Here is a 22,029-nt window from a genome sequence, read left to right as displayed (position 1 = left end):
TTTATCAGCCTCACGTCAGTTCGGGTGCAGTCCGGGGAATTCCAGCCCCGTCCGCTCCGGCCAGCCGAAGCGGACGTTCAGGCATTGCACCGCGCCGCCCGCGCCGCCCTTGACCAGGTTGTCCAAGGCTCCGATCAGGACCACGGTGCCGTCATCCGCGGACACCGCGAACCCGACGTCGCAGAAGTTGGATCCCGTCAGGATCTTCGGCTCCGGCAGCCGATACAGGCCATGACGCTGGGCGATGACCCGGACGAACGGCTCGTTCTTGTACGCCGCGCGGAACGCGGACCGGACATCTCTTTCCGACACGCCGGACGCCAGCTTCGCGTGGCACAACACCTGCACGCCGCGGACCGCCTCGACGCCGGTGGCGGTCATCCGCACGGTGCGATCCGTGGCCTGGGCGATCTCGGCCTCGTGCCGATGCCGGAAGGGAGCGAACACCCTGAGGGCACCGCTGCGTTCGGCGTGGGCGCCGGCGGGTCCGCTGGAAACCCCCGATCCGCTGGAACCGGTTCTGGCGTCCACCTGGACCGGGCCCTCGATCAAGCCTGCCCGGGCCATCGGCCGGACCGCGAGAATGCCGGCGGTGGCCATGCAACCGGGAATCGAGATCCGGTCGCTTGAGGCCAGTTGAGCGCGATGCCATTCAGGCAGCCCGGTGGTGAAATCGGGGATCAGATGCGGTGCGGTGTGCGTGACTCCGTAGTAGGACGCGTAGATCTCGGGGTCTCGCAGACGGAAATCTCCGGACAGGTCGATGACGGTCTCGGCCAGCTTCAGGAAACCGTCCATCTTCCCCATCGTTTCCCGATGAGGAGCGGCCAGGAAGAGCACCTCGAAATCGGCGCTCTCCAATGTGTCGTGGCCGACGAAGCACATGTCCGTGTGGCCGCGCAGATTGGGATGGGGACCGTCGACCCGGCGCCCGGCGAAGCGGTCGGACGTGGCGGCCACGACCGTGACCCGTGGATGACCGTGCAGCAGGCGAAGCAGCTCGCCGCCGATGTAACCGGATGCCCCGACGATCGCTACTCGGAGCATGAGCGTGACTTCGTCAGGAGGTGGTCGACGATCCGGTCGGCGACGGAAACCGTGTCACCGAGAGCCTGCTGCAGACCGGAGAACTCGACACCGTGGTTGACCTCCAGGACAAGGACCTCTCCCGTCTCGTCCTCGATCAGGTCGACACCGGCGATCTCGGCCTCCACGGCCTGCGCGGCCATGACCGCGAGTTTCGCGATGTCCGGTGTCAAGGTACACAGTTCGCTCACGGCACCCCGTGCCACGTTGGTCCGCCAATCCTCACTGCGCCGGTAGGTCGCAGCGAGCGCTTCGCCGCCCACCACGACGACCCGGATGTCCCGTCCCGGTTTGGCCATCCACTCCTGCAGGTAGACGATCCGAGCCTGCGGTGAGGGCAACGCGGCGACGTACTCCAATACGGTTTCCGCGGTCTGCCGATCCGGCAACGCGGCGACCAGCCGTCCCCACGAACCCTGCAAAGGCTTCACCACAGCCGGATAGCCGATGGTCTCCAAAGCCGTCAGCGCCGCTTCCGGGGTGAGCCCGAGGGCCGTTCGCGGCGTCGGAAGTCCGGCTTCGACCAGCGCCGCGGACGTGCGCCACTTGTCCCCGCACAGCTCGGTCGCCCGCGCCGAGTTGACCACCGTCGCCCCCGCCGATTCCAGCGCGTGGGCCGCGTACGTCGCCCTGGCGAGCCCGATCTCCCTGTTCAGCACGATCGGGCGAGGGCCTCGGTCACCGAGTTGGTGCCACCACTCACGGCTGTCGATGTGCCGATGGGCGATCCCTCTGCGGCCGAAGGCTTCGAGGATGCTTTTCTCACTGGCCCGCACGCGAGAAGCGAGTACTGCGAAGGGCACGGCGCGGCTCACTCCCCCCAGTCCTCTTCGATCTCCGGCGCGAGCGCAGCCCGTATCGGATCCAGCGTGAGGATCTCGAGTTCGCTGGCGCACTCACCGCATTCCACGATTTCGCCAATCACCGGTGCTACGGCGGGAACCACCGAGCTCTCGCATTCCGGGCAGGTGACCATTTCCAGTTCCTTTCATTGACCGCCACGCGATACGGGTAAAACGTAATGGCCGTTCCGGGTCCCGATAGGCAGAACCAGCGGCAGTCTCAGCAGCCTGGCTCGCCCCCGTCGGGGTGCGGTCCTGGTCGGGGTGCGGTCCTACACGTACAGGAGCCGCACCAGTTGCAGCGCTGTGAACTGCTCCGGCAGGTGGGCGCCTGCCGGCCGCACAAGGCCGTGGATCAACAGCGCGTGCAAGGCGGCGGCCGGATCCGGGACAAGGTGATCGATGTCCGCGACCGTCCAGTGCGGACGGTCCGCCACCTCGGCCAGCACGTGGCGGTAGCGCTCGGCCACGACGTCGACGCTGCGCGCCAGGGAACGCAGCAGGTTCTGGCAGGCGCAGCCCGTCGGCGAGGAGAAGAGATGCGAGTCACGACCGACTCGGGCCAGCAGGAGCTCCGGCGAGTACACCAGGCACCAGCCTGCCGCGTATTCAAGCGCCCTGGGTACGCCGTCGAGCCAGCGGCACAACCGCACCACCGCGTGCGCGTTGTCCTCCCGCAGCCGGAACCCCGGCCGTGACCGGCGCATGTGGGACAGGAACAGCGCCACGGACGCGACCTCGCTCAAACGGGCGTAGTCATGGTCCCGCGCCTCCTCCGGCACGGCCATCGCGGTGAGCGGCAGTACGCGCTCGCCTGGCAGGTAGCGCGGCGCCAGACCGGTCACCACAACGCGCAGACCCGGGCAACGCCGAAGCAGTTCGCCGACGTCCACCCTGCCGGGCCCGGGAGCGTCGTCGCCATCGATCACCAGCAGCTGGTGTCTCTCGCCGATCGCCCCGGCGAGGTCGTCGGTCAGGTCGGTGGCGCGCGTCGGCGGCTCGTCGGAACCGGAGTCGGCCGCCGGGATCACACCGCAGCACAGTGGATCCCCGGCCAAGGAGTGCCACCCGACCTGCCAGCCCCTGGCACGCAGCACTTTGGCCGCCTCAAGCACCAGATGCGTCTTGCCGATGCCGCTGATTCCGACCACGCTCACCAGGCGGTGGCCGTGCACGGTCACCTGATCGAGCAGAACCTGCAGCTCCGCTTCCCGGCCCACCAGCGCGCCGGGCGGAGCCGGCGGCGTGGGCAGTTCGAACAGCGAAACCCGATGGTCCGCCGGGCTCCCCCCGGCGGCGTGCAGTTGCAGGCGCTCCTGGTCACCCAACCGCAACGCGTCGGCGAGCAGCCCCACACTCTCCCGCCGGGGCCGTCGTACCCTGCCGCTCTCCAGGTCCCGGATCGCTCGGACGCTCAACGTGGCGAAGTCCGCCAGTTGTTGCTGGGTCAGTCCGGACCGGCCCCGATGGCTCTTCAGAAGCTCGGCGAAGGGGACTGCTCCGGCATCCCCCTCCGACGGTACCGGCACCGGCTGCTCTCGTCGGCCACGGGCTGCGCGGTCGCGCAGCGAAGGTCTGGGTGCCGACTTTTTTTCGACAGTTTGCGGACTGACGTTCATGCGCCGGTCCGTCTCCCCATAGGCGTCCCCGCACGCGACGTGTCCGAGCACTTCTCTTTCCCGGTCACGAATTTCGCGGACTGCTTCCCGTAGTTTACTGCTCACGGATTCGGGCGCCCTTTCTCTGTACGATTCGCGCGTTCCGGGCCCTGCGGGCAGCAGACTCCGGAACTCATCAAGAGTCGGCTTCCCCGCACGTACACGCAGGTCATCCCCAGCCGCTGTCGCCGTCGGGCAGGATGGAGGACGTCGGCCGGGTGTCGGCGCGGCCGCTGTCGGCGGTAGCGGTTCCGGCAACGGCGCCGACCATCATCACGCAGAGAACAGCGACCACGAACGCGGGGACAGACTTCATTACTTCTCCCGGAATTCAGGGTGAGGAATGCTGAAAAAGTCCCGGCCGATGCCGTCCGGCCGTTTCCCTTCCGCCCTTCCACGATGGTGGGCACCCATCCCGGAATCCACCGACAGAGCCATTCACCAAGTTCTCTGACACCAAAGCGAGGGGTGAACACAACACCCACAGGGCCTCAATCAATGGCAATACGGACAGATGTGGCTGTTCGGAGTGCGCCCACAGGCCACCCGACGCCTCAGCCCGCAAAGAGCGACTCGATCCGGTCCGCCGCCGTTCGCAGCCCGGTCAACCGCTCCACACCCGGCGCGTACTCCCCCGGCCGCACCGACCACCCCGGCCCCGCGACGAGCACTCGCGGGATGCGTCCGCGCACCGCTTACGCCCCACTCCACCCGGCGCCGGCGCGCACCAGCGCGCGGTCGAACCTCGGGTCGTCAAGGTTGGTGGTGATCCACGGAGAGGGCCTGGCTCTCCTGCTCGACGGCCAGGCCCGCTCAGCGGTTGCCCGCGCCCAGGACCCAGCCGACGTCGGAGAGTCGGACGGGTCGGCAACGTCACGCTCGGGATCGCTTTGCCGGGGCCGGAGTTGCCACAGGACCGGCCTGTGCCATGGGCAGGCGCTGGACGGCGACCATCGCCGCATCGTCGCCGAGGAAGCCACCCGCGTACGCCAGCAGGTCGCCGGACAGGTACCGCAGCAGGGCCTCCGGGCCGTCGCCCGACCAGGCGGCCATCCGTTCGGCCAGGGGGTAGAACGTCCCCGAGCCGTCGCGCGCCTCGGTGACTCCATCGGTGTAGAGGAGCACGACATCGTCGGCCTCGAAAGGGAAGGACTCCACGGTGAATTCAGGGCGGGCGATGTCGGTGAGGCCCAGCGGGAGCGCGGGGCGGGTCACCTCCATCGGGGCGGCCCGCCCGTCGCGCAGCAGCAGGGGCGGCGGGTGCCCGCAACTGACGAGGTGCAGGACGTGCTCGGTGTCGGGGACGTCCAGCACGGCCGCGGTAACGAAGGACTCCTCCTCCTGCACGCCGGGATCGTTCAGATCGGAGGAGACGGCCCCTTCCAGGTGGGCGACGAGCGCGGGCAGCGCCGCCTGCCGGTGAGCGGCGGCCCGGAAGGCTCCGAGGACGAGCGCCGCATCGCTGATGGCCTCCAGACCCTTGCCGCGGACGTCGCCGATGACGAGCCTGGTTGCGTCAGCCGTCCGCGCGACCGCGTAGAGGTCGCCGCCGATCTCCGCCTCGGCCTCGGCCGCGAGATAGACCGAGGCGATGCGCAGCGGGCCGACCTGCCGGGGAAGCGGCCGGAGCAGCACTCCCTGGGTCGCCTGGGCCACCGATCTGAGCCGTGTCATCTGCTGTTCGTGCCGCTCACGGTGGAGTGCGAACAAGGTCACGATCGCCGAGATCAGGATCAGGGCGGAGATCTGCAGGGTGTGGTTGAGGTCGGTGAGGCTGGTGCGGGTCACAGCGACGACCGCCTGGGCCACGATGGCGACGAATCCGACGAGCCCCGTCAGCCATGGGCCGCCGAACGACGCGGTGACAGCGGGAGCGGCCACCAGGAAGGGTCCGAGATGCACCTCAGGCGGGGCCAGGATGTCGACGACGGTGACGACCAGGATCAGAAGGAAGGGCACCGCCACCAGCGCCCGGCTACGATCCCGTCGCCACCGCCGAAGTTCCATGGCTCCTGCTTACACCACGCCCCGCGGGTATCCCCGCCGCCTTGCCCGCCGCCGGCAGCGCGTCACACGAATTCCGGCGTCACGCGCATTCCGGGGGATGGCGCCTGGGTACAGAGGCGGGCACGATGACCCGTCCCAGCCCGGCCCCGAGCACCTGGTCAGGGCCGCCCGCGCCTCGGGCGGGACGGACGAGCGCCTGTTGCGGGCGCTGCGCGCGATCCCGCGCAGGGCATTCAGCCGATCGGGCCCGGCGGCCAGGAGCCGGTCGAGCTCTACGAGCGCACGCGCCACGCACTCGTGCACCGCAGGACCGTCGTACCGGCTCGCTTCGTCCGGCCGTACGGGGAATACGGCTATCCCTCGACGGCACCGTTCGAGGACGTGGGCTGACATGACGACGGTCCTCGGCATCGACGCGTGCCCGGCTGGGTGGGTCGCGGTCGATCCCGGCGCCCGCGGACTACCCGGTGGACCCGGCGCCTGCCCCGGACACGGGTGGGACGGGTGAGGTGGGCATGCCCCCTTGTGGTCAAGTTCCGCCGAGTTACGGATCTGTCCCAGTCGGCGGCCGACGGTGTGTCCCGGCGCGGCACGGCACACCGTGTTCGGGTCCTGCTTCCCGCCCTGGACGACGGCCGGGAAAGGCTGTGCGAGGGACGGGTGCGGGCGGAGTCCGACCGGTGGCGGTGCGTGTCACGCCCGGCTGTGCGTGTAACAGGAATGTATTAGGGAGTGGTTGGGCGGAACGGTTCGCCAGGCCGGGTGCATCCTGGTGGTCAGAAGCGCTCGCTCGTACGGACTCGTACCGAGCGCTGGCGCCCCCAACCGATATTGAGGCAGAAACGATGCGCGTTCAAAAGTTAACCTTCGCCGCCCTGGCCATCGCCGCGGGCCTCACGCTCACGGCCTGCCAGAGCGACGATGACGGCAAGGGACAAAGCGCTCCGTCGTCCCCGCCTTCCGTGTCGTCCTCGGGCGGTGGCCCCGGCTCCGACAGCTCGGGCGCGGGCGGTTCGGATCAGGGCGGCGGAAAGGACTCCGCCGGGAAGGGCTCCGGCGGGCAGGGCTCCGGCGGGCAGGGTGCGGCCGCCGGGACCGGCTCCAAGGAGAGCGGCAAGGCCGCCAAGTGCCGTACAGACGAGCTGCAGATCACGGCCAAGGACGGCACCATCGACGGTGACTCCGATGGCACCGTCGTGGTGGAGCTGAAGAACCGCGGCGGCCGCAGCTGTGCGATCTCCGGGTACGCGGGCGTCGATCTGAAGACCAACGCGGGGTCGCTGTCCGCGAAGCGCACTGGTGAGCAGGCCCCCTCGACAGTCCTCAAGGCCGGGCAGTCGACGTTCTTCGGCATCAACTATCCGTTCAACAAGTCGGGTGGCTCCGGCATCCGCGTCACGGGGCTTCTGGTGACCCCGCCAAGCGAGACGAAGACGGTCTCCCTCCCTTGGCCGGGTGCCGCCACGTTGCCCATCACGGACGGCTCCGGCTCCCCGGTGAAGGTCGGCCCGATCGGAAGCGCCGGTCAGGGCGGCTGATCCGCATGCCTGGTGTGACATCTGTGGGGTTTGACGGCCGTCGTGAACTGCTGGACCGGCTTGAGCAGTACTACGACGTGGTTCCCCGGGCCGGTGCCCGGATCGAGGACTTCGGCCCGCTGACCCTGTTCGTTCGGGAGGGACAGGGCTGGCCCTTTTACGCACGCCCTGCCCACGGGTGGTCCGGAGCGGTGAGCGCCGACGATGTAACCCGGGTGCGTGTCCGGCAGCGGGAGCTGGGCATCCCGGAGACCTTCGAGTGGGTTGCCGAGACCACGCCCTCACTGCGGGATGCTGTCGAGCGCACGGGGCTTGTCGTGCACGAGCACCCCTTGATGGTGCTTGGCCCGGAGGCGCCGACCCGCGCCGTGGCCGACGTAGCCGATGGCGTGGCGCTGCGGACCATCGGGCCGGGCGATCCCGTGCTGCCGAGCGCGCTGGCTGTCCCCTACCCGGCCTTCGCCGAGCCCGGAACCCGCACCGGTCCGGACGGTGTGCCGGAACTGGACGAGGCGGTGCGTGGCCGCGCCGGCGACGGGTCGGTGGACCGTATGGCGGCACGCATCCTGTCGGGCCTGACGTGCGTTGCCGCCGCAGTGGAGGACGGAAGGGCACTGTGCGCCGGCCAGCACCAGCCGGTGGGAGCGGTCAGTGAAATCGTGGGGGTGGGCACCTTGCCCACCGCGCGCCGTCGCGGGCTTGCGCTCGCGGTCACCGCGGTGCTGGTAGCCGATGCCCGCTCACGGGGCGTGGAGACCGTGTTCTTGTCCGCAGGAGACGAGGACGTCGCCCGGATCTACGCCCGGCTCGGCTTCCGCCAAGTCGCCACCGCCCTGATCGCCGAGCCCGTCGAGTAGGGATTGCCGACAGAGAGTCGCACCACCGAGCTTCCACCCTCGCGACCGTCTCGTAGAGCATCCGCCAGAGAGTCTTTTCCCTCCGGTGGACGTCGCGGCGGGCGATCAGCCGGTCGACTGCCGTCGTCGACCGGGCCGGGCTCCACAGGGGTGAACCTCGACGGAAGCCGGGCGCGTCATATCCGAGGGATACGGCGCACCCGGCCACACTGCGGGGGTGTCCGCAGCAGAGAACAAGAGGCTCGTCCGCCGCTTCTACAAGGAGATCGACCAGGGCAACGTCGACGCCTTGGACGACCTCGTCGCCGAGGACTACCTGGACCACTCTCCCCCGCCCTTCCCGGGCTTCGGTACCGGTCTCGAGGGGCTGAAGCAGGTCTTTCGCGTGTTCTGGGAGGCGACGCCGGGCACGCACGAGATCCAGGACCAGGTGGCGGAGGGCGACAAGGTCGCCACGCGGCTGCTGTGCCGGGGTGTGCACGAGCGCGATCTGCCGGGCATTCCCGCCACGGGCAACCAGTTGGAGATCACGGCGACGGTCGTCCACCGCATCGAGAACGGCAAGCTGGCGGAAAAGTGGTCCGACAGGGACACACTCGGTTTCCTGCAACAGCTCGGCGTCCTTCCGCCGCTCGGGGAACCGACCGAGTAGAGCGACGGCGGCGGGTGAGCGACTCTGGCTCTGGCGCTGTTGTCCTTGCCGTCTGGATTGCGAGCCCGCATCGACGACGTGGTCGTTGACCGTGGGGCGCGAGGCCAGGGAGTCTGGTCGTTCTTCTCCGGGCATGGCGCGACGGCCTCCCCCCTCACCTCGCCGCCCCCACCGGTAGCCGCAGATGATGGACCCCGGCAACGCCCCGACGTCCGTGCGCAAGACCATCGGCGACCCGCCTACATCCAGGCCCCGGAGCCCGGACACGAAGGGCATGGCCGACTCCGCAGCCAACAGGCACGGTCGAATCCCGTATCGATCTTGGTGACCAGCAGCCCGTGCAGCACGTCCCAGGACCGGCATGTCTCCTGGCACTTCTTCTTGCGCTCGTCGTCGCCGGCTGCGAAACGACCGGACAGGTAGCCGCGGTCCCGGGTCACTTTGAAGCCATGGGGCGCAGTCCTCCTCGTTGGCCCTTCCTGCCTCGCGGCCTCGGCAACGTCTGACTTGCGTCTGCTGGCACGTCGGTTGAGCCAAGGAGGAGTACGACACCAAGCGCCACACCCGCAACGCAGCCGCGAGGTTTCATGAGGCTCCCCCTGCACAGACACATGCGTGCGCAGGACAGCATGCCGGTCGTCTCAGCCGATGTCCTGGTTTTCACGGATTTTCACTCATGCGTGCGGCCACTCACCCAAGGCCCTTGCTGGGCTGCATGCAGTCGTCGACCCTGGTGGAGGCCGGGCGTCTACGCGATCAGCAGGCGGCAAGAGCCATACCCAACGCTTTGTAGAGGGAGTGCGGATGATGCAACGAACACCGGCAAAGCTGGCGCTGTTGGCCTCCGCCGTCGTACTTGCGGCGGGCGGGGGGCCGACAGCGCTGGCCGCAACGCCGGCTTCCGTCGAACACGCTGCGGTTCGGGCAGACGGACAGGCTCCGATGGCCCCACCCGGCTGCAGTCTCAGGAATATCGACGGAGGACGCACGGCAGAGGCCAGGTGCATCACTCCTGGTCACTACGAGCACTACGTCAAGTGCCGGACACTGACCGGGTATGACCTCCGCATCGAATACTTCATCACCGACTCCGACGTGTTCTGCGAACGAGGGGTGATGACCCACGACGTTCACAAGGTCGACAGCTTGTGAAGAACGTCCGTCGGTGAGCGCGTCCCCTGCCCCTTGGGCAGCCCTTGTGCGGCCAGCCGGACGACGCGCTCCGCCGTGTCGCCGCAGTCCCGGCACTCCATAGGGCCAGTGGCAGGAACCCTGCCGACATGGTGGCGGGCGGCAGAGTGACGGGCCGGTCGGAGGGGGGAACTCCCGTCACGGTGCTGATCACCGTCCGTGGCAGCGGGCCGTGGAGCTGCTCCACCAGGTCCGCCGGGCTGCCGTGCCGCTCCACGCCGTCGAGCAGTCCGTCGGCCGTCCGCTGGACGAAGGCCGAAGCCGTTCCATACTCAGGCGCTACAGCCTGTCGAGCAATTGACGTTTCTTCGCCTCGAACTCGGCGGTCGTCAGTACACCCGCCGCGTGCAACTCGGCCAACTGGGCGATCTGGTCCAGGACGCCCGGGCGCGGTGGTGCCGCCTCGGGCACGGAGGGCCGACCGGCATGGCCGATGGCGAGACGCAGTGACTCGTCGAGCCGTTTCAGGTCCTCGATCCGAATGCCGTGGAACTCGATGACACCACGCACGGTGTCCACCCGCAGGACGCCCTTGGTGATTTTCGAGTCGGCCGACACCGCTCTGATCTCACCGAGGCGCAGTACCTCCACCTGGTGGCCGGACAGCTTACTTCTCACCAGCACGAGACGCTGGTTCGTCAGCACCAAGGTGCCCAGGTCATTGCCGGAAAAGCACTCCGCGACGACGAAGACCTGCTCTCCGCCGAGCAGGAGAGCGGGCAGGCTTTGGAGGACGTACCAGGACCGGTCACCCGTGGCCGAGGCAAGCCCGGCGGCCATGATGTCCGGGCGTGAGGCGGCTTCGGGGCCGATCTTCCGGGCCAGCGTCTCGATCCGTTGCCGCTCCGCCTCTCGTTGCTGCTCGCTCCGGGCCGACTCGGCCTGCTCGAAAGCCTGCTCGCGCCCGGCCACCCAGGCGGCCAAGGGATCCCGCGCGGCGGCGTAAGCCGCTGCCACGTCGACATCCTGGGCCTCGTTCGTCCGCACGACGGCGGCCAGGTACTCGTGGAGGCTCCGGAACGTCTCGCGCTGCCCGTGACCGAATCCGATCATGTTCGGGTCTTCATCGGACCCGACCGGCACCAGGGCGCAGGCTCCGAACCATAATTGGATGTGCCCACGGCGCAGCCTCGTCGCCTCTTTGACGGCGACACCGGACAGAGCGCGGAGAGGCAGTGTGCGAGGGCCGATGTTCGCGGACCCACCGTCGGTCCGGCACATGGTCAACGAGGCCTCCTCGACCTCGATCCATCCCCCGATGCCTTCATATCTGACCATCGCGCAGCCCCCACCTGTCCGGCAATCCATCGCCGCACAGTGTACGGGGGCTGTCGGATCCGATCCGGGTGCTAACAGGTCATGCGTGCCTCGCCGTTGGAGGTCGGCAGGCAGGACGTCGAGGGTATGTCTCGTCACCGGCGAGGCATACCCCGACCCCACCCTCTTGGAGCCTCAGAACTCCGAGTTGGCGGACCAACGCGTCAGCAGGTCCTCGTTACCGCGCACCTCGAAGGCGTCCGCGCCGCGGTCGAGGCGGCCGTACATGAGCAGCAGCAGATCCGCGGCAGCCGCGTGGATCGCGGCGTCGGCCGACGTGGTCGTCTCCGTACTCGCGGCCTTCGCCTCGACGCTGAATCCATCGGGGCGGAGGTGGACCAGCCAGTCGCCGCTCGTGTCGGTGCAGCGGAAGTGCACGGTTTCGCCGTTGCCCCGCAAGTTGTTCACCTTGGGGGCGAAGAACGCGGCGAAGGGCAGGTTGACCAAGAACTCGTCGACACCGTCGGCTGCCAAGTCGCGGTCGATCACGGGCTGGAGGCCGACGGCGAGTTCCGCGTCGACGCGGTGCATCAGCGTCTCGAACAGCATCCGCCGTACCCAGAAGCGGGCATGCTGATCGGCGCCCCATGCCCACATCGGGGCGTCCGGGTCGAGGCCCGCGAAGGCGCTCGCGGCCTCGGCCGCGCTCGCCGTCAGCCAGTCGGCGTAGCCGTCCTCGGACGCCGGCAGCCGCAGCTCCACATCGCGGCTCCGCGGCGGTTCCTGAACGCGTTGACGCAGGAGGACCGAGAACCAGCGTTGGACACTGCCGGTGTGCCTGACGAGGTCGACGAGCGTCCACCCCGGGCAGCTGGGAACGGGGGTCGCCAGGCTTGCGCCCTTGACCACGTCCACGAACCTGGCGGTCTCCGTCGCGATCGCCTCGCGGTGGATGGCGGGGGCGGATCCCCAGCCCGAATGATCCGGCGTATTCACTGTGTCTCGGTTTCCTGATTCTTCCAGCCCGACGACCTGACCGGCCGGGCGTCTCCACGCAGCCTGTCACAACGTCTCCCCCGGAACGTGGGCGCCTCCGCTGCCGCCCACGCCGCCGCACCTATCCCCCTCGGTCTCCCCACATGGGAGTGCGGGCGCCGCCGCCCGCGCCGCGGCCCAGGCGTGCTTCACGCGAGTGGGACGGAGCCGTGCGGCCACTCCGGTCATCGCCGGGCGACCTGGACCTTCAGCGACGCCGAGCTGGGCCGTGACGCCTCGACCCTCGACGCCGTCGGCGGTGTCCGGGGGCCGCGCGGGGCCAATACGGCCAGCAGGCCCGGACGCGGGACATCCACCGCATGCGGCTCAGCTCCTGGTCGATCACCGCCGGTTCGTTCGCGCTCCGCGAGGCGCGGATGTCCGTGAAGCCGGGAGACCGGTCATGTTTCTGATCATGCGCGACCGGCCCGCCGCGGCCGGCTTCGTCCTCCTCGCCGCAGGCGCGGAGATCGGCTGCTTTCCGCTCGGACAGCCCTCCTATCTCGCACTCCAAGGTCTCGGCGGCGCCGCGGCGCTGTGTATCGCCGTGGCGCTCGTGACGTGCGCGGTGCACATGTGGCTCCACCCGGCGCGGGCCGTCCGCAGCGGGTGGGCGGCGATCGCGGCGGGCATCCTGTCCTATCCGTTCGCCAACCTCGGAGGGTTCTTCGTCGGCATGCTGCTCGCGCTGCCGGGCGGCGCCCTGGCGTGTGGCCCCGGCTCCCCACACCCCGTGACGAGCGCCTCCGGCGGCTCGCGGCTCGGCGACCCGCTGGACCTTCCTCGCGCTGGCGATCCAGACGGCATCGGTCTGCGCCGCTCCGGCCCCCTGGGCGGCGGCCGCCCGTCCGGCCGAGCCGCGCGCACCCGTCGGCGTCGTCGGCAGCACGCTGCGCGCGGACTCCCTCGCCCTGTCAGGCCTGTACTGCCCGCCTCTTCCCACCGGGCCGGCGCCGAACCGGTCTGCCACGCGCAGTCCATGGAAGCGCTGCGCCCCAGGCTCCGGTTCGGCGGTACCGGCTCCGACCCCGAGGCGTGTCTGAAGGGACGGAGGTTCACCCTGACCGGTGCGGTGCGCTTCCGTGCGGAGGACTTGCGCGCACGCCTGCTGGGCCTGCTGCCGCTCAGGGCCTCGACACGGACGATTCCGCCCCTCCCCGTTCCCCACGTCACCCTCACCGAGGTGGAGGCTCACGACGTCTGGCTGACCGCCTCGCACATCACGGCCGAACGGGCGAGGTTCGGCGCGGCACGGCAGTGCGTCTGAACCCGTGAGCCCTGCGCGCCGGGAGCCTCCCTCTCCGCTGGGGTGCGGTGGCCTCCGGTCAGTGTCCGGTGGAGGTCGCCTCCAGGACGAAGACGGGGATCTCACGGTCCGTCTTCTTCTGGTAGTCGTCGTAGTCGGGGTATGCGGCGACCGCACGTCCCCACCACAGGGCCTTCTCTTCCCCGGTGACCTCGCGGGCCGTCATGTCCTGGCGCACGGGGCCGTCCTGGAGTTCCACGCGGGGGTCCGCCACCACGTTGTGGTACCAGACCGGATGCTTGGGCGCACCGCCGAGGGAGGCGACCGCGGCGTAGGTGCCCTCGTGTTCCACCCGCATCAGCGGGCTCTTGCGGATCTTGCCGCTCTTCGCGCCCCGGGTGGTCAGGACGATGACGGGCATGCCCCGCAGCGTCGTCCCCTGCGTGCCGCCCGAGCTCTCGTACAGCTCGACCTGATCACGCACCCACTGCTCCGGGCTCGGCTCGTACTCACCTTCAAGAGGCATGCTGTCTGTCCCGTCCACGAAGTCTCATGTCGTATCGAGCACGGTCGCCGCGGCAGGCATGTCACGCACGACCGCCAAGCACCTTCGCTCAACAGCCGGAGCCGGCGCAATCATTCCCGGCTCCGCTCCCGGCGTGTCGTGCCACGGTGCCGGCTGTTCCCGTCCCTGCCCCGTCCGGCGCAACGGCCGGCTCCTCGAACGGCCCACGTTTCATTTTCGCGCGCCTGGTCACTCGGTTACGGACAAGAGACGCCACTCAGCTGCCGAGGGAGCCCCGAGCCGCCGACCCCGCCTTCCACCCGCTGTCCTCTGTCCCCTGTCCCCGAAGGAGGGCGATCCGCTATGCGGGCCACCGTCTGGCACGGCAAGCGCGACGTCCGGGTCGACCAGGTCCCGGACCCGGTGATCCAGGAACCCACCGACGCCGTCATCCGCATCACCTCGACCGGGCTGTGCGGCTCGGACCTCCACCTGTACGAGGTGCTCACCCCGTTCATGACGCCCGGCGACATCCTGGGCCACGAGCCGATGGGCATCGTGGAAGAGACCGGATCCGAGGTGCCCGGGCTCTCGCCGGGCGACCGCGTCGTGGTCCCCTTCCAGATCGCCTGCGGCAGCTGCGTGATGTGCGGGGACGGCCTGCCCACCCAGTGCGAGACCACCCAGGTCCGCGAACACGGCATGGGCGCACAACTGTTCGGCTACACCAAGCTCTACGGTTCCGTACCCGGGGCCCAGGCCGAATACCTCCGGGTGCCGCAGGCACAGTTCGGCCCGATCAAGGTGCCGCACGGGCCGAGCGACGACCGCTTCGTCTATCTCTCCGACGTCCTGCCCACGGCCTGGCAGGCCGTGCGCTATGCCGGTGTCGAGGCGGGCAGCAGTGTGGTGGTCCTCGGGCTCGGTCCCATCGGGACGATGGCCTGCAGGGTCGCCCGCCATCTGGGCGCCGCTCAGGTGATCGGCATCGACCACGTGCCCGACCGGCTGGAGCGGGCGCGGCGCGACGGCTTCGACGTCTTCGACCTGGAGGGCTTCGACCACGAGAGCGACCTCTTGACCGCCGTTCGCGACGTCACCGGCGGCCGGGGCCCCGATGCCGTCATCGACGCGGTGGGCACCGAGGCCCACGGCAGCCCCGCCGGCCGGCTCGCCCAGCAGGCCGCCGGTCTGATGCCGCCGCGCTGGGCGGAGAAGCTCATGCACAAGGCCGGCGTGGACCGCATGAGCGCCCTGCACCTGGCCATCGCCCTGGTGCGCCGCGGCGGCACCGTCTCCATCAGCGGTGTGTACGGCGGGATGACCGACCCCATGCCCATGCTCACGCTCTTCGACAAGCAGATCCAGATCCGGATGGGCCAGGCCAACGTCCGCCGCTGGTCGGACGAGATCCTCCCGCTGCTCACCGACGAGGACGTCCTCGGCGTCGACACCTTCGCCACCCACCGTCTCCGCCTCTCCGAGGCGCCGGATGCCTATGAGCTGTTCCAGAAGAAGGCCGACGGGGTGCTGAAGGTCCTTCTGCACCCGTGACCGCCCCGCCCCATGAGTCCCCCGTCGCGCGGGAGAGCCCGCCGCACGGGTGAAGGAGCCCGCCATGCAACGCCCCGCCCCGCACCACCGCCCCTTCGACGGGCTGTCCGCCGTGGTCACCGGCGGCTCCCGCGGTCTGGGCCTGCTCATGGCACGTCAGCTGATGGCCCGCGGGGCCACCGTGACCATCGCCGCCAGGGACGCGGCGGAACTGGCCGACGCCGAGTCGATCCTGAGCGGGACCGGCCCGGCGGACCACGTCCGGGGCGCGGTCTGCGACGTACGCGACCAGGCCGCCGTACGGGACCTCTTCGCCGAGGTCGCCGCCCGGCACGGGAGCGTCGACCTCGTCATCGCCAACGCGGGCGTCATCCAGGTGGCGCCCTGGGAATCCGTAGGCACCCAAGGCTTCCGGGACGCCATGTCCACGATCTTCGAGGGGGCGCTCCACACCGCGGCCGAGGCCCTGCCGCACCTGCGGCGCAGCCGGGCCGGCGGGCGGCTGGCGCTCATCGGTTCCGTCGGCGGTCTGGTCGCCGTCCCGCATCTCCTGCCGTACTCGTGCGCCAAGTCGGCCGTGGCGACGCTGGCGGAGGGGCTGCGCGCCGAGGAGACGGCGCGCGGGGTCACGGTGACCGCCGTCCACCCCGGTCTGATGCGTACCGGCTCCCATCTGCACGCCCGCTTCGCCGGGGCGGCCGACCGGGAATTCGCCTGGTTCTCCGCGCTCGCGGGCGCGCCCCTCGTCTCCATGGACGCCGAGCGGGCCGCCGAACGCATCGTCTCGGGCATCGAGCGCCGTCGGCCGCGCATCGTCCTGACACCCGCCGCCCGTCTCGCCGCGGCTGCCCACGGCCTCGCCCCGGCGGCCACCACCCGTCTCCTGTCGGTCGTCGCCCGCGCCCTGCCGGGGCCCGACGGCGGGCGGAGCGAGGCCGTCGAGGGCCACACCCTGGACACCCCGCCCGACGGGCCGGCCTCCCGGCTGCGCCGCACCCTGAGCGCCCTCAACGACAGGGCCGCCGACCGGTTCAACCAGCGCGGCCACGACCGCCCCTCGGTCGCCGGACCCGGCTGAGAGCGGTGCGGACCGGCCGTCCGGGCGAATACCGGCGGACGGCGGTTCGGCCGGGGCGACGGGGGAACCCGGTCTGCCATGTCACCCGCCACCGATCCCGCACGCGCGCTCCCCGGCATCGCCGAATCCCATTGGATGGCCACGGCCCCCGCCACCGCCCACCCTCCCCTGACCTCCGACCTCGAGGTCGACGTCGCGGTCGTCGGCGGCGGCATCGCGGGGCTGAGCACCGCTTGGGAACTGGTGGAGGCCGGCCGCTCGGTGGCCGTCCTGGAGGCCGACCGCATCGCCGCGGGCGTCAGCGGCCACACCACCGCCAAGGTGACGGCCCTGCACACCCTCGTCTACGGGAAACTGTGCCGCACGCGAGGGAGCGAGGCCGCCCTGCTGTACGCGCGCTCCCAACAGGAAGCCGTCGAACGGGTCGCGGAGATCACGGCCGCCCTCGGGACGGACTGCGAACTGGAGCGCCTCCCCGCCTGCACCTACGTCACCGACCCGCGGTCGCGTGAGACCGTACGGGCCGAGGCCGAGGCGGCCCGGGAGGCGGGTCTCGCCGCGTCCTACGTCGAGGAGACCGGGCTGCCCTTCCCCGTCGCCGGCGCGGTCCGGGTGGAGAACCAGGCCCAGTTCCACCCGCGCAAGTACCTGCTCGCCCTCGCCGAAGACATCAGCGCCCGGGGCGGGCGGATCCACGAACGTACGCGCGTCACCGGACTGACCGAAGGCACACCGTGCCGCGTCACCTCCGAAGGGGGAGCCGTCGTCACCGCGGGCGACGTCGTCGTGGCCACGCACTATCCGGTCTTCGACCGCGCTCTGCTGTTCACCCGTCTCTCGCCCCGCCGCGAACTCGTCGTCGCGGCCTCGCTCCCCCACGACCTCGACCCCGGCGGCATGTACATCACGGAGGAGGAGAACAAACGGTCGGTGCGGACCACGCCCTACGCCGAAGGGCAACGCCTGCTGATCGTCACCGGCGAAAGCTTCACCCCCGGCGCGGGAGGCGTCGCCGAGCGGTTCGAGAGGCTGGCCGACTGGACCCGCGCACACTTCCCGGGAACCGGGATCGTCCGCCGCTGGGCCGCCCAGGACAACGACTCCACCGACACCGTCCCGCTCGTGGGCCCCTTCCACCCGGGCGCCCGGCACACCTACGTCGCCACCGGCTTCGGCGGCTGGGGCATGAGCGGTGGTGTCATGGCGGGCCGGCTGCTGACGGATCTCATCACCGACCGCACCCCCTCCCCGTCCTGGGCCGGCCTGTACGACCCCCGGCGGCTGTGGAGCGCCCTGCGCGAGGCGCCCGCCTTCCTCGCACACCAGGCGGAGGTCGGCCGGCACTTCCTGGGCGACCGGCTCAGACCCTCCCACGTGAACTCCGTCGCGGACATCGCCCCCGGCACCGGAGCCCTCGTGCGGGTGAAGGGCCGCCGGTGCGCGGCCTACCGGCAGGACGACGGCGCCCTGCGCGTCCTCTCCGCCCGCTGCACCCACCTGGGCTGCCTGGTCGCGTTCAACGCCGCCGAACGGACGTGGGAGTGTCCCTGCCACGGCTCCCGTTTCGACACCGACGGAACCCTCCTCCAAGGGCCGGCCACCATCCCGTTGGACGAGTACGCCGTCGAGGACGACATCGCCCACGACGCGGAAGAGGGCTGAGCCATGTGCCCGGAGGCCGATGCCGTGACCGCCCACGACCATCCCGGCGGCACGCGTCCCCGCGCGGCCGTGTTCGATGTCGACGGCATCCTCGATGCCACCAGTGCCGACGACGTCGAATCCGCCGCGGGCTCGACGACAGCCCGTTCGGCCGGATTCGGTGAACCTCCACGGCCGGCTCATGGATGAAGACCGGCATCGCGGGTAGGCGGTCGCCCGACCGGGGGACGGCAGTCGAGAGGAGCCCGAACATGCTGATGGCCCACCCCGCAGTGCTGGCCGACCTGATCGCGGAGTACGAGACCCTCCATGCCCTCGGCGCACGGAAGGGCGGGGAAGAGGTGCGCAGGCGGATGGAGGACGTCTCCTACACGCTGTGCGTGTCCACCGGGACCCGTGATGTGGACGCCGCCCTGATCGCGGCCCGCCACCGGCTCCCCGGGGCCCGGCCCTCGGACGACTCCGTCCTCAGCACCTGATCCCCGTGCGTGCACACGGGGTGGGGGCCCGCCGGTTTCCGGCGGGCCCCCACTCGTGTGCGGTGTGTCAGGTCGCGTGCGGTGTCAGGCGCGGTGACCGCTGTAGTAGCCGCCCACCTGATCGTGGTAGCCCGGGTCTCCGAGGTGCTTTTCCTTGTCGAACTCGGGTGCGTCCTTGATCTCGGCCTTGGTCCGGCCGACGTAGATCTTCTGCTCGTCCGCGTCGATCCGGATGATGGTGCCGGCGGGCAGCAGGACGTGCTTTCCGAAGATCCACACCCCGGTGTCCACGACCAGGTACGCGGAACCCACGTCGTCGCTGTGTTTGTCGACCTTGCCGATGCTCCCGTCGGTCGCCTCGACCTTGTACCCGACCAGGCTGGTGCCCGCGGTGTGGCCGGCCGTCGGCTGGTAACCCCAGATGTTCTCGGTCATGAAAGGCTCCTTCATCGACGATATGCAGCCGTGAGGAAATCGGTGCTCCGAAAGGGAGCGACCGTCCCTCGATCCATCGCGTGCCCTTGCTTCTCCTTTCTACACACCCACCGTGAGTTCGTACCGGAATTCCGCGTCCGGAGGGCCGACGCGCCGTCACGGGGGAGGCAGAAATCGCCCCATGGGCAATACAACGACGTTCTCGAAGGAATACGACCAAGCGCTTTGCCGGGGCGGCGGTCCGCCCCCCTGCCCCCACGGCGTCGCGTGCCGGCGCGCTGTGGCTGATCACCGGCTCCCGAACTCTGGGTAGAGTGTCGCCGCCACAAGAACATCGCAGGTGAGGCAGGGTCAGGGCATGGGTATATTCGACCGGGCACGCAGTCTGGGCGATTCGGTGGGCACCGCGGCCACCGCCTTCGGCAGTAACATCGCACAGGCCGTACAGCGCGGAGCCGACGCCGGACGTGCCGGTACCAACGCCTCCGGTGACTGGGTTCTCTCCGTCCTCCGCTCCTTGCCCGCACCTGCCGCGCCCACGCACGAGCAGTGGGAATTCTCGCTCGGCGCCCTCATCTGCCGCCATCCCCGGGTCCCCGCCATCACCGCGAAGGCGCTGCGCCCCTTGGACGGCATCGGCGCACTGCGCTTCGGCCCCGAGTCGGTCGGCTTCGACGGCGAGGACATCCCGTGGTCGAAGGTGGTCAACCTTCAGATGCACGACGCGTTCAGCGCCATGACCACAGAGGCGCTCGACGCCGAGATCGACCGGATCCGGGATCTGCTGCCGCCCCTTCCGGGCCGGAAGTGGGTGGTCACCAAGGTCGTCGAGGGTCTCGCGTCCGTCATGCTCGCCGCGCTGGAGCAGGCGGCCGAGCAACGGCTGGAGACCGTCGCCGTCGCCTGTGAGATCACCTACCGGGGCGCGTTCGGCTTGCAGAAGACCCTGCGGGCCAACATGTTCACCACGGCCCTGCTGGCCCAGCAGGCGGAGGTCATGCACAGTCTGGTCCTCACCGCGCAGGCCCACGGCGTACCGGTCCTTCCCGCAGAGGCTCCCCCGCAGGGAACCCGTACCGCCGAGCGGGTGCGCGCACTGAGGGACCGCACGGACGCGGTGGCCGCTCAGCTCCGTGCCGAACAGGACACGGACGCCCACGCCTTGGAATCCGCACCTCAGGTGCCGGACCGTCGGACGGGCTGAGAACGCGCCCCGCCCGGCGGCCGTCCGCCCGTCGGGCCCGGCCGCCCCGTCTCCGGACACGGAAGAGCGGCCGTCACCGTACGCACACGATCGTGAGACCGCCCCCGGGCGGGACCGGAACAGAGGGAACCCTGATGCACGCGGCAGCCGAGGACGAGGTCCACGACGAGTTCTTCCCGCTGGTCCCGGCGCCCCAGGACGGGAGCCGCTGGCAGGCGCCCACCGACGTGGAGCAGTACCTGTACAAGCTGAGCCGGGCGGACAGTGCGTACGCCTATCTGCGCACCCTCGCGATCGAGGGCGTGTACTACCCGGTGCGCCTCGACCAGGCGCGGGCGGCCGGCCAGGGCACGTACCCCATGCTGACCACCGAGACGCCCGACGGACGCACCGTCGCGCAGGTCTACACCTCCGGCCTGCTCCCGCGACCGCATCCGTACCTCGTCTACGAGTACGCGACCCTCGGCGCGCTCGCGCAGATCGTCCCCCGAGAGGTGGACGTCCTCGCGGTCAACGCGGCCACACCCTGCGAGCAGTACTTCCTGACCGACGACGAGGAACGGGAGACGTGGCTGGACCTGCATCACGAGCTGTTCTCCCCGGACGCGCTGATGGACCGTGTGGTGACCCGGCGCACCGGCGCCCCCGCCCCCGGCCCGCTGCTGCACGGCCTGGCCTGCGGGGCACACCTGTGCTTCCGTAACGGCGACGCGTGGAACACGCCGCACTGGCACGGCATGGGCTATCGGGGCGAGACCGAACGGATCGCCGACGACTGGGGTGTGCAGGACCGTGAGGACTGGCTCGGGATCCAGCAGCGGCTCCTCGACCAGGAGGTGAGCCCCTGGTACTGGGACTTCGTACTGGGGGCACGGACGGCGTTGCTCCGTGCGGGGGCCCGCCGCGTCGATCCCGAACAGTGGCGCGACTGCGTGGAGTCGACGCTGCGCGCCCGTGCCCAGGAGGACGGCACGGTCGACGACGACCCCGAGTTCGGTGACTTCGTGGCGCATCTGCGTGCTCTGGTGGGCAAGGTGCTGCGGTACGAGGCCCGTTTCCGCGCCGATGGTCTTCTGCCGCCCGACGGTTTCGTGCGCACGATCGCGGCGTGGGACATCGGCCGCGGCTCCAAGATGGCCCGCTGGGGCCGGGGCGCCCGGCATGCCACGGAGTCCGAGATGTACGCGGCGATCGAGCACGCGGCCGGGGCCGCGCAGGCCTCGTACGACTCGTGGGAGGAGTTTTCCGCCGGGTACGTACTGGGGCGGTGTCTGCACTTCGACGCGGAGGAGTTCGGCCCCTGGTACACGACGGTCCTGGACGCGCACCGGGCGCTGACCAGCGACCCGGACAGCCCGTGGCGGACGGTGCCGTTCACCGGCGGTGCCTGAACCCTCGGGCCGCACACCCCGCCACCGGCCTCCCGGCGGGACACCCCGAGGCGTGGGGTGTGTCAGTGGAGATCCTGGATGACGTGCTCGGCGGCTCGGTGTTCGGCGCTGGGTGGGTCGAGCTCGCTCAGCGTCAGCAGCGAGGTGTCGTCGCTGAGGTACTTCTCCCACGCCGCGGCCATCTGTTCCTGCTTCTCGGCGGGCATGTGCTGCACGTCGTCCCGACTTGCCGGGCTGAGGGCGTTGAGGAACCGTTTTACGGTGTCGGTCTGCATGGTCCGTCCCTGGTGTCCGCGCGGCCGTGTGCCGGGCGTGGTGGTCATCCCCTGGCTTTCTTCCAGCGATCGGAGGG

General features: G+C 70.2%; 23 protein-coding genes. 12 read left to right on the top strand and 11 right to left on the bottom strand.

Features of this window, described 5'->3' with window-relative positions:
* Positions 1-15: 15 nt before the first annotated feature.
* The 6 genes from argC to FHS38_RS28530 all read right to left on the bottom strand — a co-directional run bounded on the left by argC (position 16) and on the right by FHS38_RS28530 (position 5,551).
* On the bottom strand, positions 16-1,047 hold the full coding sequence (gene argC / locus FHS38_RS28555; RefSeq protein ID WP_184738389.1) for an N-acetyl-gamma-glutamyl-phosphate reductase: 1,032 nt from the start codon (positions 1,045-1,047) through the stop codon (positions 16-18).
* Positions 1,035-1,901 (bottom strand): RimK family alpha-L-glutamate ligase, encoded by an 867-nt coding sequence (locus tag FHS38_RS28550; protein ID WP_184738387.1) that lies wholly within the window; start codon positions 1,899-1,901, stop codon positions 1,035-1,037. Before FHS38_RS28550 ends, argC begins: the two co-directional genes overlap by 13 nt.
* The gene (locus FHS38_RS28545) at positions 1,898-2,062 is read right to left on the bottom strand and encodes a lysine biosynthesis protein LysW (protein ID WP_184738385.1); all 165 of its coding nucleotides are present in this window, start codon (positions 2,060-2,062) and stop codon (positions 1,898-1,900) included. Before FHS38_RS28545 ends, FHS38_RS28550 begins: the two co-directional genes overlap by 4 nt.
* Before the next feature lie 138 nt (positions 2,063-2,200).
* On the bottom strand, positions 2,201-3,547 hold the full coding sequence (locus FHS38_RS28540; RefSeq protein WP_260420993.1) for a helix-turn-helix domain-containing protein: 1,347 nt from the start codon (positions 3,545-3,547) through the stop codon (positions 2,201-2,203).
* Positions 3,548-3,755: 208 nt separating this feature from the next.
* A complete protein-coding gene (locus FHS38_RS28535) occupies positions 3,756-3,902 on the bottom strand; it encodes a hypothetical protein (RefSeq protein WP_184738381.1) in 147 nt (48 codons plus the stop codon).
* 557 nt (positions 3,903-4,459) lie between these two features.
* Positions 4,460-5,551: a PP2C family protein-serine/threonine phosphatase gene (locus FHS38_RS28530; RefSeq protein ID WP_311775295.1), complete on the bottom strand. Its 1,092-nt coding sequence runs from the start codon at positions 5,549-5,551 to the stop codon at positions 4,460-4,462.
* Between the two features lie 887 nt (positions 5,552-6,438).
* On the opposite strand from FHS38_RS28530, the gene FHS38_RS28525 reads away from it, so the two are divergent.
* The 4 genes from FHS38_RS28525 (at position 6,439) to FHS38_RS28510 (ending at position 9,792) form a co-directional block, all read left to right on the top strand.
* The gene (locus FHS38_RS28525) at positions 6,439-7,131 is read left to right on the top strand and encodes a DUF4232 domain-containing protein (protein ID WP_184738377.1); all 693 of its coding nucleotides are present in this window, start codon (positions 6,439-6,441) and stop codon (positions 7,129-7,131) included.
* Between the two features lie 23 nt (positions 7,132-7,154).
* Positions 7,155-7,988: a GNAT family N-acetyltransferase gene (locus tag FHS38_RS28520; protein WP_311775294.1), complete on the top strand. Its 834-nt coding sequence runs from the start codon at positions 7,155-7,157 to the stop codon at positions 7,986-7,988.
* A 217-nt stretch (positions 7,989-8,205) separates the two neighbouring features.
* Positions 8,206-8,640, top strand: coding sequence for an ester cyclase (locus tag FHS38_RS28515; protein WP_184738373.1), 435 nt, complete (start codon positions 8,206-8,208; stop codon positions 8,638-8,640).
* A gap of 804 nt (positions 8,641-9,444) precedes the next feature.
* The gene (locus FHS38_RS28510; protein WP_184738371.1) at positions 9,445-9,792 is read left to right on the top strand and encodes a hypothetical protein; all 348 of its coding nucleotides are present in this window, start codon (positions 9,445-9,447) and stop codon (positions 9,790-9,792) included.
* Between the two features lie 318 nt (positions 9,793-10,110).
* Here the strand turns inward: FHS38_RS28510 and FHS38_RS28505 are convergent, their stop codons facing one another.
* Both FHS38_RS28505 and FHS38_RS28500 read right to left on the bottom strand, forming a co-directional pair.
* Positions 10,111-11,109, bottom strand: a complete 999-nt coding sequence (locus tag FHS38_RS28505) for an SHOCT domain-containing protein (protein ID WP_184738370.1) — start codon at positions 11,107-11,109, stop codon at positions 10,111-10,113.
* Between the two features lie 174 nt (positions 11,110-11,283).
* Positions 11,284-12,084 carry a maleylpyruvate isomerase family mycothiol-dependent enzyme gene (locus FHS38_RS28500; protein WP_184738368.1) on the bottom strand — a complete coding sequence of 267 codons (801 nt, stop codon included), beginning with the start codon at positions 12,082-12,084 and terminating at the stop codon, positions 11,284-11,286.
* 359 nt (positions 12,085-12,443) lie between these two features.
* On the opposite strand from FHS38_RS28500, the gene FHS38_RS35740 reads away from it, so the two are divergent.
* Both FHS38_RS35740 and FHS38_RS28495 read left to right on the top strand, forming a co-directional pair.
* A complete protein-coding gene (locus FHS38_RS35740; RefSeq protein WP_260420992.1) occupies positions 12,444-12,536 on the top strand; it encodes a hypothetical protein in 93 nt (30 codons plus the stop codon).
* Positions 12,527-13,390: a DUF6114 domain-containing protein gene (locus FHS38_RS28495; protein WP_184738366.1), complete on the top strand. Its 864-nt coding sequence runs from the start codon at positions 12,527-12,529 to the stop codon at positions 13,388-13,390. The genes FHS38_RS35740 and FHS38_RS28495 overlap by 10 nt, the downstream gene beginning before the upstream one ends.
* Positions 13,391-13,448: 58 nt before the next feature.
* On the opposite strand, the gene FHS38_RS28490 is transcribed toward FHS38_RS28495, so the two are convergent.
* Positions 13,449-13,895, bottom strand: coding sequence for a nitroreductase family deazaflavin-dependent oxidoreductase (locus FHS38_RS28490; RefSeq protein ID WP_184738364.1), 447 nt, complete (start codon positions 13,893-13,895; stop codon positions 13,449-13,451).
* A gap of 342 nt (positions 13,896-14,237) precedes the next feature.
* Between FHS38_RS28490 and FHS38_RS28485 the strand changes: the two genes are divergently transcribed.
* The 4 genes from FHS38_RS28485 (at position 14,238) to FHS38_RS28470 (ending at position 18,647) form a co-directional block, all read left to right on the top strand.
* Positions 14,238-15,428, top strand: a complete 1,191-nt coding sequence (locus tag FHS38_RS28485) for a zinc-dependent alcohol dehydrogenase (protein ID WP_184738362.1) — start codon at positions 14,238-14,240, stop codon at positions 15,426-15,428.
* Positions 15,429-15,492: 64 nt separating this feature from the next.
* Positions 15,493-16,506, top strand: a complete 1,014-nt coding sequence (locus tag FHS38_RS28480; protein ID WP_184738360.1) for an SDR family NAD(P)-dependent oxidoreductase — start codon at positions 15,493-15,495, stop codon at positions 16,504-16,506.
* Between the two features lie 78 nt (positions 16,507-16,584).
* The gene (locus FHS38_RS28475; RefSeq protein ID WP_184738358.1) at positions 16,585-18,168 is read left to right on the top strand and encodes an FAD-dependent oxidoreductase; all 1,584 of its coding nucleotides are present in this window, start codon (positions 16,585-16,587) and stop codon (positions 18,166-18,168) included.
* A gap of 251 nt (positions 18,169-18,419) precedes the next feature.
* Positions 18,420-18,647 carry a DUF5133 domain-containing protein gene (locus FHS38_RS28470; protein WP_184738356.1) on the top strand — a complete coding sequence of 76 codons (228 nt, stop codon included), beginning with the start codon at positions 18,420-18,422 and terminating at the stop codon, positions 18,645-18,647.
* An 84-nt stretch (positions 18,648-18,731) separates the two neighbouring features.
* Here FHS38_RS28470 and FHS38_RS28465 read toward each other — a convergent pair whose 3' ends face one another.
* A complete protein-coding gene (locus tag FHS38_RS28465) occupies positions 18,732-19,082 on the bottom strand; it encodes a PRC-barrel domain-containing protein (protein ID WP_184738354.1) in 351 nt (116 codons plus the stop codon).
* A 358-nt stretch (positions 19,083-19,440) separates the two neighbouring features.
* Here FHS38_RS28465 and FHS38_RS28460 point away from each other — a divergent pair, with 358 nt between their 5' ends.
* Positions 19,441-20,286 carry a hypothetical protein gene (locus FHS38_RS28460; RefSeq protein WP_184738353.1) on the top strand — a complete coding sequence of 282 codons (846 nt, stop codon included), beginning with the start codon at positions 19,441-19,443 and terminating at the stop codon, positions 20,284-20,286.
* Positions 20,287-20,420: 134 nt separating this feature from the next.
* Entirely contained in the window at positions 20,421-21,677 is a 1,257-nt protein-coding gene (locus tag FHS38_RS28455) for a DUF1266 domain-containing protein (protein ID WP_184738351.1), read from the top strand.
* A 62-nt stretch (positions 21,678-21,739) separates the two neighbouring features.
* Here the strand turns inward: FHS38_RS28455 and FHS38_RS28450 are convergent, their stop codons facing one another.
* Positions 21,740-21,952, bottom strand: a complete 213-nt coding sequence (locus FHS38_RS28450) for a hypothetical protein (protein WP_184738349.1) — start codon at positions 21,950-21,952, stop codon at positions 21,740-21,742.
* Positions 21,953-22,029: the final 77 nt, after the last annotated feature.

The sequence above is a fragment of the Streptomyces netropsis genome (assembly GCF_014203545.1).
Taxonomy (GTDB): Bacteria; Actinomycetota; Actinomycetes; order Streptomycetales; family Streptomycetaceae; genus Streptomyces; species Streptomyces netropsis.
Note: the sequence above shows the minus strand (reverse complement) of the source record. Positions and strands in the feature narration are given on the sequence as shown.

Bases quoted from the DNA above. Each gene is read 5' to 3' on its own strand.
- FHS38_RS28510 (WP_184738371.1), top strand. From the start codon at position 9,445: ATGATGCAACGAACACCGGCAAAGCTGGCGCTGTTGGCCTCCGCCGTC.
- FHS38_RS28505 (WP_184738370.1), bottom strand. From the start codon at position 11,109: ATGGTCAGATATGAAGGCATCGGGGGATGGATCGAGGTCGAGGAGGCC.
- FHS38_RS28480 (WP_184738360.1), top strand. From the start codon at position 15,493: ATGCAACGCCCCGCCCCGCACCACCGCCCCTTCGACGGGCTGTCCGCC.
- FHS38_RS28525 (WP_184738377.1), top strand. From the start codon at position 6,439: ATGCGCGTTCAAAAGTTAACCTTCGCCGCCCTGGCCATCGCCGCGGGC.
- argC (WP_184738389.1), bottom strand. From the start codon at position 1,047: ATGCTCCGAGTAGCGATCGTCGGGGCATCCGGTTACATCGGCGGCGAG.
- FHS38_RS28495 (WP_184738366.1), top strand. From the start codon at position 12,527: ATGTTTCTGATCATGCGCGACCGGCCCGCCGCGGCCGGCTTCGTCCTC.
- FHS38_RS28470 (WP_184738356.1), top strand. From the start codon at position 18,420: ATGCTGATGGCCCACCCCGCAGTGCTGGCCGACCTGATCGCGGAGTAC.
- FHS38_RS28455 (WP_184738351.1), top strand. From the start codon at position 20,421: ATGCACGCGGCAGCCGAGGACGAGGTCCACGACGAGTTCTTCCCGCTG.
- FHS38_RS28460 (WP_184738353.1), top strand. From the start codon at position 19,441: ATGGGTATATTCGACCGGGCACGCAGTCTGGGCGATTCGGTGGGCACC.
- FHS38_RS28485 (WP_184738362.1), top strand. From the start codon at position 14,238: ATGCGGGCCACCGTCTGGCACGGCAAGCGCGACGTCCGGGTCGACCAG.
- FHS38_RS28465 (WP_184738354.1), bottom strand. From the start codon at position 19,082: ATGACCGAGAACATCTGGGGTTACCAGCCGACGGCCGGCCACACCGCG.
- FHS38_RS35740 (WP_260420992.1), top strand. From the start codon at position 12,444: ATGCGGCTCAGCTCCTGGTCGATCACCGCCGGTTCGTTCGCGCTCCGC.
- FHS38_RS28490 (WP_184738364.1), bottom strand. From the start codon at position 13,895: ATGCCTCTTGAAGGTGAGTACGAGCCGAGCCCGGAGCAGTGGGTGCGT.
- FHS38_RS28450 (WP_184738349.1), bottom strand. From the start codon at position 21,952: ATGCAGACCGACACCGTAAAACGGTTCCTCAACGCCCTCAGCCCGGCA.
- FHS38_RS28540 (WP_260420993.1), bottom strand. From the start codon at position 3,547: ATGAACGTCAGTCCGCAAACTGTCGAAAAAAAGTCGGCACCCAGACCT.
- FHS38_RS28545 (WP_184738385.1), bottom strand. From the start codon at position 2,062: ATGGTCACCTGCCCGGAATGCGAGAGCTCGGTGGTTCCCGCCGTAGCA.
- FHS38_RS28475 (WP_184738358.1), top strand. From the start codon at position 16,585: ATGTCACCCGCCACCGATCCCGCACGCGCGCTCCCCGGCATCGCCGAA.
- FHS38_RS28535 (WP_184738381.1), bottom strand. From the start codon at position 3,902: ATGAAGTCTGTCCCCGCGTTCGTGGTCGCTGTTCTCTGCGTGATGATG.